The 16803-nt window shown below is 33.7% G+C and carries 17 protein-coding genes and 1 tRNA gene; 11 read left to right on the forward strand and 7 right to left on the reverse strand.

What is annotated here, in order from left to right:
- Nucleotides 1–20 precede the first annotated feature (20 nt).
- From AW729_RS00005 to AW729_RS00015, 3 genes are all read left to right on the forward strand, one after another.
- Nucleotides 21–959 (forward strand): ABC transporter substrate-binding protein, encoded by a 939-nt coding sequence (locus AW729_RS00005; RefSeq protein WP_112123139.1) that lies wholly within the window; start codon nucleotides 21–23, stop codon nucleotides 957–959.
- 345 nt (nucleotides 960–1304) lie between these two features.
- A complete protein-coding gene (locus AW729_RS00010) occupies nucleotides 1305–1967 on the forward strand; it encodes an ABC transporter permease (RefSeq protein WP_112123140.1) in 663 nt (220 codons plus the stop codon).
- Between the two features lie 9 nt (nucleotides 1968–1976).
- The gene (locus tag AW729_RS00015) at nucleotides 1977–2729 is read left to right on the forward strand and encodes an ABC transporter ATP-binding protein (protein WP_112123141.1); all 753 of its coding nucleotides are present in this window, start codon (nucleotides 1977–1979) and stop codon (nucleotides 2727–2729) included.
- Nucleotides 2730–2798: 69 nt separating this feature from the next.
- Here AW729_RS00015 and AW729_RS00020 read toward each other — a convergent pair whose 3' ends face one another.
- The 3 genes from AW729_RS00020 to AW729_RS00030 form a co-directional block, all read right to left on the reverse strand.
- The gene (locus AW729_RS00020) at nucleotides 2799–3299 is read right to left on the reverse strand and encodes a hypothetical protein (RefSeq protein ID WP_112123142.1); all 501 of its coding nucleotides are present in this window, start codon (nucleotides 3297–3299) and stop codon (nucleotides 2799–2801) included.
- Nucleotides 3300–3390: 91 nt separating this feature from the next.
- Nucleotides 3391–3464, reverse strand: a tRNA-Ala gene (locus tag AW729_RS00025).
- 218 nt (nucleotides 3465–3682) lie between these two features.
- On the reverse strand, nucleotides 3683–4399 hold the full coding sequence (locus AW729_RS00030) for an MIP/aquaporin family protein (protein ID WP_112123143.1): 717 nt from the start codon (nucleotides 4397–4399) through the stop codon (nucleotides 3683–3685).
- A 605-nt stretch (nucleotides 4400–5004) separates the two neighbouring features.
- On the opposite strand from AW729_RS00030, the gene AW729_RS00035 reads away from it, so the two are divergent.
- The 5 genes from AW729_RS00035 to AW729_RS00055 all read left to right on the forward strand — a co-directional run bounded on the left by AW729_RS00035 (nucleotide 5005) and on the right by AW729_RS00055 (nucleotide 9251).
- Complete coding sequence (locus tag AW729_RS00035) at nucleotides 5005–6051, forward strand: NAD(P)-dependent glycerol-1-phosphate dehydrogenase (RefSeq protein WP_112123144.1); 1047 nt, start codon at nucleotides 5005–5007, stop codon at nucleotides 6049–6051.
- A gap of 19 nt (nucleotides 6052–6070) precedes the next feature.
- Nucleotides 6071–6493, forward strand: a complete 423-nt coding sequence (locus AW729_RS00040; protein WP_112123145.1) for a UPF0179 family protein — start codon at nucleotides 6071–6073, stop codon at nucleotides 6491–6493.
- 15 nt (nucleotides 6494–6508) lie between these two features.
- Nucleotides 6509–7192 (forward strand): ribose-5-phosphate isomerase RpiA, encoded by a 684-nt coding sequence (gene rpiA, locus AW729_RS00045; RefSeq protein ID WP_112125198.1) that lies wholly within the window; start codon nucleotides 6509–6511, stop codon nucleotides 7190–7192.
- Nucleotides 7193–7205: 13 nt separating this feature from the next.
- Nucleotides 7206–7478, forward strand: a complete 273-nt coding sequence (locus tag AW729_RS00050; RefSeq protein WP_112123146.1) for a metal-sensing transcriptional repressor — start codon at nucleotides 7206–7208, stop codon at nucleotides 7476–7478.
- A gap of 990 nt (nucleotides 7479–8468) precedes the next feature.
- Nucleotides 8469–9251: a hypothetical protein gene (locus AW729_RS00055; RefSeq protein WP_112123147.1), complete on the forward strand. Its 783-nt coding sequence runs from the start codon at nucleotides 8469–8471 to the stop codon at nucleotides 9249–9251.
- Between the two features lie 192 nt (nucleotides 9252–9443).
- On the opposite strand, the gene AW729_RS00060 is transcribed toward AW729_RS00055, so the two are convergent.
- On the reverse strand, nucleotides 9444–10277 hold the full coding sequence (locus AW729_RS00060; RefSeq protein ID WP_112123148.1) for a deoxyribonuclease IV: 834 nt from the start codon (nucleotides 10275–10277) through the stop codon (nucleotides 9444–9446).
- Nucleotides 10278–10433: 156 nt separating this feature from the next.
- Here AW729_RS00060 and AW729_RS00065 point away from each other — a divergent pair, with 156 nt between their 5' ends.
- A complete protein-coding gene (locus tag AW729_RS00065; RefSeq protein ID WP_112123149.1) occupies nucleotides 10434–11375 on the forward strand; it encodes an NAD(P)-dependent oxidoreductase in 942 nt (313 codons plus the stop codon).
- A gap of 111 nt (nucleotides 11376–11486) precedes the next feature.
- Here AW729_RS00065 and AW729_RS00070 read toward each other — a convergent pair whose 3' ends face one another.
- A complete protein-coding gene (locus AW729_RS00070; protein WP_112123150.1) occupies nucleotides 11487–12614 on the reverse strand; it encodes a glycosyltransferase family 4 protein in 1128 nt (375 codons plus the stop codon).
- Nucleotides 12615–12657: 43 nt separating this feature from the next.
- Complete coding sequence (locus AW729_RS00075; protein ID WP_112123151.1) at nucleotides 12658–13881, reverse strand: GDP-mannose 4,6-dehydratase; 1224 nt, start codon at nucleotides 13879–13881, stop codon at nucleotides 12658–12660.
- A gap of 152 nt (nucleotides 13882–14033) precedes the next feature.
- On the opposite strand from AW729_RS00075, the gene AW729_RS00080 reads away from it, so the two are divergent.
- Both AW729_RS00080 and cobM read left to right on the forward strand, forming a co-directional pair.
- Nucleotides 14034–14894, forward strand: a complete 861-nt coding sequence (locus tag AW729_RS00080) for a glycosyltransferase family 2 protein (protein ID WP_112123152.1) — start codon at nucleotides 14034–14036, stop codon at nucleotides 14892–14894.
- Nucleotides 14895–15052: 158 nt separating this feature from the next.
- A complete protein-coding gene (cobM, locus tag AW729_RS00085) occupies nucleotides 15053–15832 on the forward strand; it encodes a precorrin-4 C(11)-methyltransferase (protein ID WP_112123153.1) in 780 nt (259 codons plus the stop codon).
- A 19-nt stretch (nucleotides 15833–15851) separates the two neighbouring features.
- Here cobM and AW729_RS00090 read toward each other — a convergent pair whose 3' ends face one another.
- Complete coding sequence (locus AW729_RS00090; protein ID WP_112123154.1) at nucleotides 15852–16685, reverse strand: radical SAM protein; 834 nt, start codon at nucleotides 16683–16685, stop codon at nucleotides 15852–15854.
- Between the last annotated feature and the right edge of the window lie 118 nt (nucleotides 16686–16803).

Raw genomic sequence — 16803 nt, forward strand, 5'->3', positions numbered from 1 at the left:
AAAAATAAGGAGCTGTAATAATGGACAAAAAAATTATAGGAATTATTGCAGCAGTCATTATACTGATAGCTGCAATAGTGGCATTTGGATCTTTTGGTGGAAGTACAGATAAAGTATCAATAGGATACCTGCCTTCAGACCATGATTCAGCATTATTTGTTGCCAATGCATCTGGAATGTATAAGGATGCTGGAATAGAAGTAGAACTACACGAATATAATAACGGTGGAGACCTGATGAGTGCAATGGCAAGTGGTAAAGTGGATGTAGGATATGTTGGAATAACACCGGTACTGTCCTCAATACAAAAAGGAGTACCGGTAAAAATAGTGGCCGGAGCTCAGACAGAAGGAAGTGGATTGATAGCATCAAACAGTAACATACATTCAATAACCGACTTAAAAGGTAAAAAGGTAGCAACACCAGGTGAAGCATCCATACAAAATATGCTACTAAAATATGAAATGAAAAATAATGGAATGGACGCATCCAGCATTGAAAGTCCTGGAATGAAAGTGGCATCAATGAACGATGCAATAAAAACCGGAAGTTTGGATGCAGCATTAACCTATGAACCGTTCGTATCAATAGCTACTGAATTAAACAATGCAACGCTGGTTAAAAAATCAGGAGACATCTATCCAAACCATCCATGTTGTGTAGTTGCAGTAAGCGATAAATTCATAAAGGAAAAACCTGATACAGTAGCAAAAATAGTGGATATCCATAAACAGGCTACAGAAAAACTAAGAAACAACCCTGAAGAGTGTGTACAATACCTGCCGGATAATATCGTGCCGGATAAGGAAGTAGAAAAAGGAGTACTCGAGGAATTAAATTGGGTATCCGACTTAAATGACACATACAAACAGGATATAAGAGACTTCATATCTGTTGAAAAAGATTTAGGTTTAATCAACACAACGTTTACCGATGAACAATTGTTCTACAGTAAATAATCCTCCTTCTTTTTTTTCCATTTTTTTAAAAACCCATTTTAACAAGTAATATTCAGACATATTCTCCAATAATCAATTTTCACAGGCAAGTAACCGTCATTAAAAGACGTTCTAACAGTTTATTAATGAATCATGCAGGTAAGTTAACCTCCATTTTAAATTCATAGTCGTATGATAAACAAAATAATTATTAATTAAATCAAATAAAACTATCATTATTAGAAAGCTAAAAAAAATCTTAAGAGATGAATCAATGAATAACATAAAAAATAAAACATCAGTTATAGATTTATTTATTTACCTGTAATACTGTTAATCATTTGGTACATTGTATGTGACGTATTCATGATGGTTCCATCATATATGTTTCCGGGACCAATAGAGGTATTCAATGCATTTGTAAAATTACTGCTTTCAGGTAAACTATTTAAAGATATAATTGCAACATTATATAAAGTGCTGGTAGGTTTACTGCTGGCTGCTATAGTGGGAATTACGTTAGGACTTATATTGGGATGGTCTAAGAGATTGGAAAGGATATCCACATTAATCGTAAGTATATTGAGGCCTATCCCTCCAATAGCATGGATACCCTTTTCAATATTATGGTTTGGAATAGGATCAAAACCGGCAATATTCATCATATTCATAGGTTGTGTATTTCCAATACTTGTTTCAACAATAGATGGTGTACACAGAACAAAAGGAGTCCTAATAGAGGCGGCCAAATCATTCGGGGCATCAAATACACAGATTCTAACGGAAGTTATACTGCCTGCGACAATACCTTACATAGTAACTGGATTAAAGGTAGGTATAGGCATAGCATTAATGTGTACGATTGCCGGTGAAATGATTGGATCAAGTTCAGGTATAGGATATATGATATTAACGTCAACAAATCTTTTCGATACTGGTTCAACCGTTGTTGGAATGCTGGTAATAGGAGTATTGGGAATAATATTTGATTATATCTTTACAAAAATACAGGAGAGAATATTCTGGTAAGGTGACAAAATGGCATTTAAAGTAGAGAATGTATCAAAAAAATATATGTCCAAGGACAATGTGGAAGTATTGGCATTGGATAATATTAATTTATACATAGAATCTGGAAAATTCGTATGTTTTGTAGGGCCATCCGGTTGTGGAAAGACAACACTTCTACGTTTGATTGAAGGATTTGAAACACCAACCGAAGGTCAAATCTATGATGATGATGAACTGGTAACCCAGCCGTCACGAGAACGTGGATTCATATTCCAGGATTACTCCCTATTTCCATGGCTTAACGTAATAGAAAATGTAACATTTGGATTGAAGATAGCGGGAAAACCTGAAGAAGAAAATAGACAAAGGGCATTGACCTATCTTGAAGCGGTAGGCTTAGAAGATTTTGCCGAAAAATATCCTCATGAACTGTCCGGTGGTATGAAGCAAAGAGTTGCAATAATCAGATCAGTTATTAATCAATCTAAATCATTGCTTATGGATGAACCATTCAGTGCATTGGATGTTCAAACACGTCATTCACTACAAAAACAATTTATAGGTACGTGGGCCGATAAGAAAAGAACAACACTGTTTGTTACGCATGATGTGGATGAAGCAGTATTTTTGGCTGATGAGATTGTTGTATTTACACGCAGGCCCGGTAGAATAAAACAAGTATATGAAAATAATCTTCCTCGACCACGAGAACGTGACAGTCAGGAGTTTAGGGATCTGGTAAATCAAATAACCGAAGAAATAGATGAAACAGATGAATAATCTGATTCACATACTCATTTTTTTTAAATTTTTTATTGAATTATGTGGTATAATTCAGACTAATTGTAATCAATCGTCTACGCTGCTTATTAATTGCATTATCTGTGCTGATTGCATACCTGATATCTTTAATGTCTTCAAGGCCTTAACGACTGACATCTTCAGATTTAAGTTTGACACTACCAATCCTTCTGTTGTGTATTTTCTAAACTGATTGTACTGTTCGGTATCATCAAACCATTGGATTAACTGTGATTCGACAGGCTTTAGTTTCTCATCAAGAACATCAGCCAGTTCCTCTATTGCTTTATCATTTTCCCGTACCATTTCCGTCTGCAATGCTCGTCCTATATCGTTTTGTGTAAATGTCTTTTCCAGTTCTTCAAGAATCAGTTCATCAATAACTTCATTGTCCTTTTGATTATCCTTTAATTTTTTGTTACGCTTGTTTTCCTTGACAAACTCTTTGTAAAAAGTATCAATGGCTGCTTTATTATGGTCAAATAAGTTTTCTACAGTACTTACTAAAACGGTACTTGCATATTTTTTTATTTTATCTTCAGTAATCATTAAAATATTCTCCTGTGAGAGATTTCTATTATATTATATTAAATCCTTAGTATTTAATTATATTTTGTAAAAATCAGTATGGAAAAACTAGTGGACCCACCGGGATTTGAACCCGGGGCCTCTGCCTTGCAAGGGCAGCGCTCTCCCAGTCTGAGCTACGGGCCCATTGTATATATAATTCTATGTTTTTTTCTTATTTATATGTTATGTCGTAGGTTATAATCTTATTTTTAGTATTGGGCAAGTTTTCTTTAAGTGTTGAGGGGCTAATAAAATTATTGTTTAAATAATAACTTTTTATATTAATTTAATACAAAGCTTTCATAAAAAAAGTGTTGTTTAAACATACATTATCTGTATGTATAAACACTTTCCTTATTTTCTTATTCTTCTGAAACAGCTAAGAAATCATATAAGTATACAGCTACTATTGCTCCGAGAATAGGTGCAATTAAGTATACTGGGAATAAGTTCCAAGGTGCTGCGGTACCTACTAAGGTGTTCATTAACATAGGTGCAAATACCCTTGAAGGGTTAATTCCACAACCACTGAAACCACCAATAGCTACTATAATACCAGCAAGTACTAAACCGATACTTAATGCTGCATCTTTAGCTTTACCGTCTACAGCTGCTGCCATAATACAGTACATTAATAATGCGGTACCTAAGAATTCTGCAATGAAAATTCCTACCATACCAATACCGCCAACGTCACCAACGCTACCTAAAGCACCGGTAGTTGATGCAATTTGTGTACCTGCCATGAATAATAATGCTGCAGATGCAATAATTGATCCAACAAACTGTGCAATTAAGTAAACTGGTACGTCAGAAGTTGGGAATTTTTTACCAGCCCATAAACCTATAGTTACAGCTGGGTTAAAGTGTGCACCGGATATAGGAGCCAGTGCATAAATTGCAACGGTTAATGCTAAACCAAATGCTAATCCGATTGCTACCCAATCAGCCATGGTTATAGCTGCAATATCTAGACCACCGTTTACTAGTAATACTAATACAACTGATGCTGTACCGAAGAATACTAATATAAATGATCCAATTAATTCTGCTAAAAATTTTTGCATTGTGCTTGCCATTTAATTAGCCTCCAAATTTATAGAATTGTCGACGACATAAATTTATTCGAAATGTTTAAAAAAAAACATGTAAAACATGTTCTTTTATTTGTTGGTTACATTATCAAAAATAATTTATTTTGTATTACTTTAATTAGTCTTACTTTCAAAATCATTTATGTTATGTATACAATTTAATACATTTGACTATATTCACATCATCTAATTAGATTTTTATAGTTATTAATATTTAAACTTGTTAGCTTAATATCTATTTTAATTGATAAAAAAATTTTAAATTTTAGTAATTACATCCTTTTTTTAATTTTACTTGACTTTTCATTCATATAATCATAATTTTTTCCAAATGGATTATTTTTTTTTAGGTTCACCTAATTTCATAAATAAAAAGATATATATATTAAAAAATAGGAATAGATTATTAATATAAACTATTTTTAAAATAATCATATTTTTATAATGTTAATTTTCAACTTACTATAAATTTTCAGTATATTGTCTCAATATAAAATTTCCCCTCTGATAAAAAAATTGTATAAATAAGCAATGATATAAATAATAATCATATTTAATCAAAAAAGTATAATTATTCAATGGTGTATCTAATGGATTTTCGAAATGTTCAATTGCCACGTGAAATACATACTGGTCCTGGAATATTGGATGAGATAGGAGAAGTATGTGATACATTACTGTCAAAAAAGAAGGTAACAATAGTCACAGGAAACACAACAAAAAAAATAGCTGGAAATCATGTAATCGAAGTGCTTGAAGATGATGATTATGAAATAGAAGAAATGATAATCAATCAGGCAACGGATGAAACTGTAAATCAAGTATACGAATCATCAAATGATTCCTCGGCAATACTTGGAGTAGGTGGGGGAAAAGTAATAGATGTAGCAAAAATAGCATCTACAAGAAATAACATCCCCTTTATAAGCATACCCACAACAGCGGCACATGATGGGATAGCATCTCCCCGGGCATCAATAAAGAATAATACCGGCAGTGCCTCATTGGAAGCAAATGCACCCTTTGCAATCATAGCGGATACTCAGATAATATCACAGGCACCATATAAATTCACTGCATCAGGATTTGCAGATATCATATCAAATCTAACGGCTGTAGAAGATTGGAAATTAGCTCATAAATTGATAAATGAGCCCTTCAGTGATTCAGCCGCGGCCTTATCCGTTATGACTGCAAAATTATTAATTCAGGAAGCCGACAATATCCAACCACGGCATCCTGAAAGTACTGCTATTGTAGTTAAAGGATTGATAAGTAGTGGAATGGCCATGAGCATAGCAGGTACAAGCAGGCCTGCAAGTGGATCAGAACATAAATTCAGTCATGCACTGGATAAAATAGCACCAAAACCTGCACTGCATGGTGAACAATGTGGTGTGGGAACAATAATGATGATGTATCTTCAGGGAGGAGATTGGAAACATATTCAATCAGTCCTTAAAAAAGTGAATGCTCCAACAACAGCTAAAGAATTAGGTATTGAAGATGAATATATTATAGAAGCGTTAACACAAGCACATAATATTCGAAAAAACAGGTATACCATATTGGGAGATAGAGGTCTTACAAGACAAGCAGCAGAAAATATTGCAATTCAAACAAAGGTAATAGAATAAAAAAGTGGAGGTCAAGAACTTGATAACATTAATCGGAGAAAGTCTAGCAAAAAAAGGATTGGTATTCACATTCTATGGAGGAAGCGTAAAATGTGAAAACTGTCGCTTTAAAAGAACTTGTTTAAACCTTGAAAAAGGAAGAAAATATATGATTACTGAAGTAAAAAAAGTAACACATAAATGTCCATTACATAAGGATGGAACCGTCAGAACAATAGAGGTGGAACCAGCTACAATCAGAACGGTCATCGAATCAAAAAAAGCATATAAGGGTTCAACCGTAATATTTAGAAATCCAACATGCGATCATGAATGTGAAAATTGGGACATATGTCATCCTGAAGGATTATATAATGATGATAAATGCAGAATAGAAGAGATAGGACCTGCATTATCATGTAAATGTGGAAATAATTTAACTGAAGTAATATTAAGTCACTAGGTGAATAAAATGGATATGGATTTATTAAAACAAAACGTTGGAAAACAGGCAGCAGCACTAATTGAGGATGGACAGGTAGTTGGATTGGGAACAGGTTCAACCACAGTACATTTTATCAAATTCTTAGGTCAACGGGTACAGGATGAACAATTGGATATTATGGGAATACCTACCTCATTCCAGTCCCTGATTCTTGCAAGAGAACTTGGAATAGAAGTAACCAGTATAGATGAACATGATATAGACATTGCAGTAGACGGGGCCGATGAGGTCAGTTCCAATTTGGATTTAATAAAAGGTGGGGGAGCAGCACACACCAAGGAAAAAATCATAGATGCAAGTGCAGATAAGTTTGTAGTGATAGTTGATGAAAGTAAAATGGTAGATAAGTTAGGGGCATTCCCACTACCAATAGAAATCATACCCGAATCATTACGGCTTGTTAAAAACGCATTATTGGATATGAATGTCGAATCACAACTAAGAATGGGTATACAAAAGGATGGACCTGTAATAACCGATAATGGAAACTTCATTTTAGATGCCAGTTTTAATGTTATAGAAAATCCAAGTCAGTTGGAAGTTGAATTAAACTCCATACCGGGAGTAGTTGAAAATGGAATATTTTCCAATGTAGTGGATAAGGTAATTGTTGGGCGAGAAAGCGGTATAGAAGTAATAAACAAAGAAGATATATGATGAAGGTGGAAATATGAAACAATGTATGGATTCAGATAACTTACACAGAAGATTACGTAAAATAGAAGGACAGGTAAAGGCTATAGACAGGATGATAGAAGAGGACATTCCATGTGAAGATGTTTTAATGCAGGTTAACGCAGCAAAATCAGCATTAAACAAAGTCGGCAGTATCATATTGGAGGGACATATGAATCACTGCGTTAAGGATGCCATCGACAAGGGAGATAGTAGTGAAGCTATCCAGGATTTATCCAAGATAATCGATTACTATTCAAGGATATAACTTATGGATTTATCCAATGTTTTCACCACCTTTTGATTTTTTTTTAAACGTTTTATTTTGTTGAATTTTTTTTTAGATATGAGTGTTGTTGTTTACGTATCATTTATTATTTTTTTACATTAATCACATTTGTTTTATTATTGTCCTAGTTATTATTTTATTCATGTTGCTTTACCATTTCAAATTAAAGATTATTTGTCCAAATAATCCAGTAAATATGTTTAAATAGCATTATGTGCAATCATTAATTATACTTATAGGGGGTATAGGTATAGTTTTATTTAATTCTTATGATTAAATAAATTTTGTATCAAATAAGATTATATTTATAATTTTATAAACAATAATTGATTTCGTGTGATTGATTATTATACAAAAAAAATGCTTTGATGAAAAAAAATCTAAAAATAATTATATGTATTGTCAAATGGGGTATAATACAATAAGGGATATGTTTTTGTTTGTTAAATACCATATTGAATCTAGTTATCGGTTCAAAAATTATTTTCACAAAAAACGTATATTGGGATAAAAATAATTATTCGCCAATATAAAATCACCGTGACATATTGTTATTATAAGTTATTCTCCCAAAAAAACAAAATCTGTTTGAATTACTTTACCATAAAAACATTCAAGTGTTCCAAGAATACATGATTGGTATACGCTAAATTTAATCTACAACCCCCAAAAGCAAAAAAAAATAAGGGATGATAAACGCTTTTGTAGATTATTGGTACAATTGGAATAATGATTATTGCATTAATGGAGTATAATTCAGTACTTTTAAATCTCAATGATTTTTTTCATCTTTCTCCTTTTTTATTCCGGGCATGTTCTATCATTTTTTTTATAAATGTACAGTTAAGACTTTTAAATATATTTCTTTATATGATTTATATATCAAAACAGATAATAATTCTTTAATATATTATATTTTTACAAATAACTTTTTATCAAGTTGTTTTTTTATAAGGTGGTATGTTTCAAATGTCCCGAACACAGATTGTACTAAAATGTAATGATAGAAGTAACACTTCACAAATCATCGAACGGATATTGGATTCTAAACGATATGATCATATTCAGAATAATAATGAAGATTACTGGAAACAAGGATTGGGGGTTACTGAGTCACCGAAGTTTATACGATATTATTTCGAAGAGGATAATGTAATACTTGAAGGATGGGTAAGTAATTTCGGTAAAGAAAGTAATCTGGATGGTTTTGTTGGTGCTCTTCCAAAAAAATCCTGTAAAAAGGTGTTAAATGAAATCAAGGAGAATATTGAAAATCCGAATAGTCAAAAGATTAATGATAACAATTTCAGTGACATGAATGCTAATGTTGTGAATGCTAATGTCGAAAGTTCGGCCAATCAGCAATTAACCAATCAGGAATCTGCTCAACTTCAAGGTAGAATGATGATTAAATGTGAATCTGGTGGTGATGATATTAAAAATAATATAAATCCATCAGCAAACGATTCTAATATGCAATCAGGTAATGTGGATGCATACATTAACAATCTATCTGATGATAATGTTGGTCAAAATAAGTCAAATAAGAACAGCATCATTCCTAGAAGGTATAGGGGAAGTATACTGACAAACATTCTTGAAATATTGATTGCATTATTCTACCTGTATGGTGCATCTACCGGTTATATGGTACTTAGATTTACAGATAGTAGCGAGGCCTTGATGCTTGTGGCAATAGTGATTCTGATTCATGGTGTTATTTCATTGATTTTGAATTTATCCGAGAAATGACTTTTCTTTCCAAAATTTTTTTTAAATTATTATTTTTTTATCATTACATGTATATATCCACTAAGTAACTATCGATAAATTCTATTTGATATGTGAATATTTATTTTATAACCAATAATTATACTAGTTAATATAATGACCATATATTTAATTGGAGCTATTTTTCAAATAATTAAAAAAGAAAGTGGGGGATTAATCTTCATATAATTCTCTAAGTAACTTTATCTCATCTTTGTATCCTTCAATATCATTAGGAGTTTCCAAAAAGAATGGCAGTTTTCTTAGTTTTTCATGGTTGATGATGGATGTAATGGCATCCAAACCGATTTTACCGTCACCGATTTTTTCATGTCTATCCTTATGGCTGGATAATCCATACATGCTGTCATTAAGGTGGATTGCCTTAAGCCTATCAAGTCCAATGATGCTGTCAAATTCATCAAGAACTCCGTCCAAGTCATTTACAATATCATATCCTGCATCATAGACGTGGCATGTATCAAGACATACGCATAGTTTTTCATCCATCTCAACAGCTTCTATGATGGATTGCAGTTCTTCAAAGCTTCTTCCAATCTCAGTACCCTTACCAGCCATGGTTTCAAGCAGTATTGTGGTTTTTAATTCCTCTGTAATTAATTTATTCAACGAATCGCTAATAAACTCAATACCCTTATCCACTCCCTGGCCTACATGACTTCCCGGATGAAAGTTATACATGTTTTTTGGCAGGTGGCTTAGCCTTCTTAAGTCATCCTCAAATAATTCGTAGGCATTTTGTCTGGTTTTTTCCGATTTGCTGGCAAGATTTATCACATATGGTGCATGGGCAAGTATCACGTCAATGTCGCTGTTGTTTCTAACGTCCTCAAACCTGGCTATGTCATCAAAATCCAATTCTTTGGCCTTGCCGCCACGTGGACTTCTGGGAAAGAACTGGAAGGTGTTGGCATCAATACTTATAGCTTCCAATCCTATATTTTCAAAACCTTTATTAATTGATAAGTGTGGACCTATTGTAAACATATCTAATTATCTCCATTAATTCTTTCTATTTGATTATTCTCTACTATTTATTTTAAACTCTTCTTGTTAAATATTATTGCCTTTGAAAAATTTTAATAATAAAAAATGATAAACTTTTATGTATATATACTTAACAAATTTTTTATGAGGGAGTTTATGGAAACAAGCAGAATACTGGTAACAGGTGGAGCAGGATTTATAGGTACAAATCTTGTAAACGAATTAAGAAGCCGGGGGCATGAAGTCATAGCGGCTGACTTATTGAACAATGAACGTGACGATTATGTACGTACGGATGTGAGATATTACAGGCAGTTGGAAAGAACCTTTGAAGAGGAAGGTCCATTTGACTACGTTTATCATTTGGCAGCAGAGTATGGTAGATGGAATGGGGAAGCATACTATGAAAACCTATGGCAGACAAATGTTATAGGTACCAAGAACATGCTCAGATTGCAGGAAAAAAACAAGTTCAGAATGATATTCTTTTCATCAGCAGAGGTATATGGGGATTATGATGGTATCATGACAGAGGATGTTATGGAAAACAACCCAATAAGCGATACATATCAAATGAATGACTATGCTATAAGCAAATGGGCAGGTGAACTGATGTGCATGAATTCAGCTACAATGCACGGTACCGAAACGGTACGCGTTAGGCCGGTTAACTGTTATGGTCCCGGTGAACACTATACTCCATATAGGGGATTCATACCAAAATTCATCTACCTGTCATTACATGATAAGCCATATACTGTATATAAGGGTCATAAAAGAATAATTGATTATGTGGGAGATACCGCCAGGACATTTGCCAACATAGTGGATAACTTCAGGGCAGGTGAAGCATATAACATAGGTGGAAATCAGGAATGGGAGATGGATATTAAGGATTATTCTGATTTGGTGCTTAAGGCAACTGGTCGGGATGATTCACTGGTCACATATGAAGAAGCAGAGGCATTTACGACCAAGGTAAAAACCATAGACTTCTCCAAATCAATCAAAGACTTAAAACATGATCCTAAAGTAAAACCTGAAGAGGGAATTAAAAAAACAGCTGATTGGATGAAATGGTATTACAGGTTGGATTAATACCATTATCTTTTTTTGAAAAACTTTATTTGAATTTCCTAATTTTCTTTTCTTATTCTAAAAACAATAAACTTATTAAAATTTGCAGAAAATCTTTTTTATATTAGTCTATTATTTTTCTATAGAGTTTATGGCATCGTTTATCTTTTTACCAATAACCTCCTTTGTATAATTTTTGGATTGGGCGTATCCTTCCTCTTGCAGGTTTTCATATAACTCTTTGTCACCTAAAAGCTTAAGGATACATTCACTTAAACCAACATAATCCTTTGGCTTGAAAAACAATCCTCCCTTTCTGCCACTGGCCTCTACAACCGGCGGAATCTCAGCGGCAACAAATGGGGTCTTCAGTGATAACGCTTCTATTACAACGATACCGAATCCTTCAACAATACTTGGAAGACAGAATATCTGTGATGAATTAACCACCTTCATTACATCCTCATGCTTTTGGACAAAACCCAGAAATTCAATGTTGTCCTCAAGATTTAACTCATGAACCAGTGCTTTCAAATCACCTTCAAGTGGCCCGGTACCTATAATTTTGCATTGAATATCAGGGATGCTTTCTTTGACAATTGAAACTGCCCGTATCAAATCTTCAACACGTTTATATTCAACAAGTCTTGCAACACAGCTTATGGTTGGTTTTTCATAACTTTCAGATTCCACAACCGGAAAATCAACTATGTTGTGTATTGTCGTTATCTTCTCTTCGTCAACATATTTTTTTAAGTTATCCCTTGTAAAATCACTGACTGGCAAAAACAAGTCAACATCCTGTTTCAGGAAATTTCGTTCAATCACTTCACCGAACAATCCCGTAATGCCCATATTTTTAACCCAATTGCCAATCCAAACATCATGATAACGTGCAACAATAGGTACTTTGAGTTTTTTTGCAATTTTATTTGCTATGGGATAAGTGATGAAGTTATATCCAATAACCAGGTCGATATCATCCAATTTTTTACCGGTATCTAATGCATCCTTCATGAAGTTTAGCCTATTTGTAAAGGATCCCTTCTGTACATAGCCACGCTTTTTACCGCAGCAGATAACATGGATATCGTCTATGTAGAAGTCATCATTATCATTATCTTCATTTGATGTTAAAACCGTTACATTATTGTACTTTGATAGCTGCTGTGCTTCATTAAAGGCACATACCTCAACGCCGCCCTTAATGTCTAAGTCCTTGCTGTGTGGAAAGTACTCTGTTACTATGCATATGTCCATATATTTCACCCTGTAGTTGTATCAATTGTTTTGTCTAATTCAATTATTCCTTTTTTGTGTAGTAGTCTAACTGGTCACGGATTATGTTATTTATCTCATGTTTCCCTTTATATCCGATACTTTCTATTTTACTGGTATCGGATAGTAGTATCGGCACATCTGATGGTCTGAAACGCTCTGGATTGAACACTATTTTAATGTCCCTCTTGTCTGTGCTGACAATTATGCCCTTATCCTTAATAGTATATTCCAACTCGTTATCCAAAATCATGGAGTCAACCATGGTTTTCTTAAAACGCACATCAAAATATTTGTCCTCATTTATCTCTGTAGGATCAAGTACCTGTTTGTCATTATTGAACGTTTCAATGCTGCTTATTGAGTATCCTGCCTCTTGGATACTAAGCAATATATAGGATAGTATTGAATTTGTACGCATGGATCCCTGATTATATACCTCTCCACTCAATGCATGCTCCGCCAGTGTCATATAGGAATCAATCATATCATCAATGTGTGTCCAGTCACGAAGTGCATTTACATTGCCTATATTGAGGCAATCGGTCTTCTCGGATATGATGTCTGCCACTTGACTGGTAATGACACTTGTAACAAAGTCTTTTCCGCGGCCGGCACCTTCATGATTGAAGCATCTGGCAACAACACAGTCCAGATTGTATGAATTAAAGTAATTTCTACTTAAGAATTCACCGTTAACCTTACTGGTGGCATATGGATTCATAGGCCTTAACGGGTTATTCTCATTAATTGCCAGTTCGCTTTCAAAGTCATCCGCAATTCCCGGGAATATGCTTTTATATTTATTTCGTATATTTTCATACTGTTTTCTGGATGATATTACCAGTCCATATTCATCACCTGAACCGGCAAAGATCATACGGCCATCACATTCATCTTGACGCATGGATTCCAATAAATTCAATGTGCCAGTAGTATTAACGTCATATGTAAGTTTGGGATTTTTGAATGATACGGGTACAAATGATTGGGCTGCCAGGTGAAAAATATAATCCGGTTGTGACTCACTCAAAGCAGCGGATATTGATGATATGTCATTTAAATTTCCAATCAGTGGATTGAATTTGTCATGAATATTCTTGTTTACCAGGTTTGGTGAATCAACCTTTGACTCATCTCTTATCAATCCATAAACATTAACATCCAAGTCAATTAATTTTTTGGCTAGATATGAACCTACAAAACCATTAATACCTGTTATCAATACATTTTTGTTCTTCCAATTCATATATATTCCTAAGGTGTATTCGATTAATTAATAATTATATAAGTAATATTTTTTATTCTTAACTATGTCTTTTAAAAATATAATAATTTAAACAACTAAATATATTCATAACATAGAATTATATTTTTTTATTTTCAAGGAGTTGTAAATCAATGAGTAGTGTTGCTGTATTATTGCCGGCATATAATGAGGAGGTAGCCATAGGCAGTATGGTTATATTATCATTAAAATATGCTGATGAAGTCATAGTAATAGATGATGGTAGTACTGATAGAACAGCCAAAATATCTAAGCTTGCAGGTGCAACAGTATTACAACACCAATCAAACAAGGGAAAGGGTGTTGCATTAAAAACAGGCTTTGATTACGCTTCAAACTATGATATCATAGTAACAATAGATGCTGATGGACAACATAATCCTTCAGAAATCCCTTGTTTAATAAAGCCAATAGAAGATAATGCTGCCGATATTGTAAACGGCAGCAGATACCTGAATGGACATGATAATGACACTCCCACATACCGTAGAGTTGGACAGACCGTTCTTGATACAGCAACAAATGTGGCGGCGGGTGTAAAGTTAACGGATTCACAGAGTGGTTTCAGGGCATTCTCATCCGATTCAATAAAGTACTTCGAATTCAACCCTGATGGCTTTGGAATAGAAAGTGACATGCTGATAGAGGCATCACAAAACAATTTGAGAATATTGGAAGTACCTATATCCGTCAGGTATGATGTGCAGACAACAAGGGAAAATCCGGTAGTACAGGGTTTAAGTGTACTGATGAGAATACTTGAAATAATGAGATTCAATCGTCCATTATATTTCTATGGAATATCCGGTTCAATAATACTGTTTTTTGGAATACTCATAGTATCCTCTTTAAAAATGAGCATATTTGAGTTTAACATCTATTATCAGGCAATTGGATGGGCCATTATTGCCATAGGAGTAATATTGATTTTGTCTGGAATAATGACCGATACATTAAATCGCTTTAAAAAATAGTTTACAATGGATAATTAAAAGTTTATGCCAGGTATTTAACAGGATTGTATTTAAAAAATGATTAATATAATATCAATTACTATTAAAACAAAGTATATAATTAATGAAAATTAAATTAATACTAAGTAAAAAAATATTTGAAATAAAGGTAGATATGAATGAACTTTGAAGATTATAAAGGAAAAGTAATATTTGTCGGAGCAGGACCGGGAGATCCTGAACTCATCACAGTCAAAGGGGCAGAAGCAATAAAGAATTCTGATGTAATAATCTATGCCGGCAGTCTGGTCAACCCGGCAGTGCTTGACATAGCAAAAGATGATGCAAAAATATATGATAGTGCAGAGATGGACCTGGATGAAATACTTGACGTAATCAAAAAGGCACATGATGAAAATAAGGTTATTGCAAGAGTACACACCGGAGATCCTGCAATATATGGTGCTATAGCAGAACAGATAAATCAATTAAGACCATTAGGTATAGAATTTACAATCATACCTGGTGTAAGCAGCTTATTTGGAACGGCAGCAGCACTTGAATCACAGTTAACACTTCCTGAAGTATCACAGACAATCATCATCACAAGACCTGAAGGAAGAACACCAAAACCATCCAAAGAAGCACTTGCAAGTCTGGCACAACACAATGCAACAATGTGCATATTCCTTGGAATACACATGATAGATGATGTGGTAAATGAATTGCTCAAGGAATATGATGAAAAAACTCCAGTGGCAGTAGTTAAAAAGGCAACATGGCCTGACCAGGAAATTGTCCGTGGGGATCTGACAAATATTGCACAAAAAGTACATGATGCAGGATTTACAAAAACAGCAATGATAGTAGTTGGAGATGTACTTGACCAGCAAAGTGGGGAACAATCCAAACTATACGACCCTAAATTCGCACACATGTACAGGGATGCTAAAGATTAGTATCTTCTTATTCTTTTTTTTATTTAAATCTTTTTATTTCATCGTTCAATTTATCAAGGATATTCTCTTTGTTTGTTGTTTTTCCAAAGAAGGGGATAATGTTTGTATTGTTTGTTGCATCGATGAATGTATCTATTTCTAATTTATCAATAAAAGCCATTAATTCACGGATACACTCCTTTTCTGTTGGCATCTCAAAGATGTTGTTTTCTACTTTTGAATATAATGGCGTATTTTCCCATATTGTCAACCTGTTAATCATGATTCTTTCGGGATTCAGTTTATTGAATACTTTCGCTGATTGGATTGCATGATTCAATCCATAGTCATGGCCGCCCATACCATTCAGGAAAGTAAAGGTGTATCCCATATTGGATTCATCCATTTTTCTAATTTGTTCTATAACATCATCAGAGCAATAACCTTTATTCATATAATCCAAAAGATTATCATCACATGACTCAACTCCAAAAACGATGGAGTTATATCCTAGCTTTTTAAGCTCTTTTAACTGTCGGATGCTTTTGTCTTTTAAACTATCCACTCTGGCATAACATCCAATGCTATTGGCGTATGGTAAATGTTTTCTAATAAGCTCCGCTATAGAACATAATCTCTCATAGTCCAGGCCAAACGGATCTGCTGACAGAAGCCATACCCGATTATGGGTTACTTTCCTGTCATGTAGTTCTTTAAGGTCACTTATAACTTCCTCTTCGGATGATATTTTGAAGGCGGTAGTTTTGTAATAATCACAGAACTTGCATGAATTATGGCTACATCCACTTGTCACTTGGAGGAATATGCTTCTTGCCTCAAATGGTGGTCTGATTATTCTATCGGAAAAATTCATGATATCACGAGCGTATTTATCTATATTTCTTAATTTTTAATAAGGGTAATGGTGAACATTAAAAAAAGTTTAAAAATAGTATTAATTTATGCCAAAACTCCATAATGATTTCTTTTAT

Source organism: Methanosphaera sp. BMS (genome assembly GCF_003268005.1).
Lineage (GTDB): Archaea > Methanobacteriota > Methanobacteria > Methanobacteriales > Methanobacteriaceae > Methanosphaera.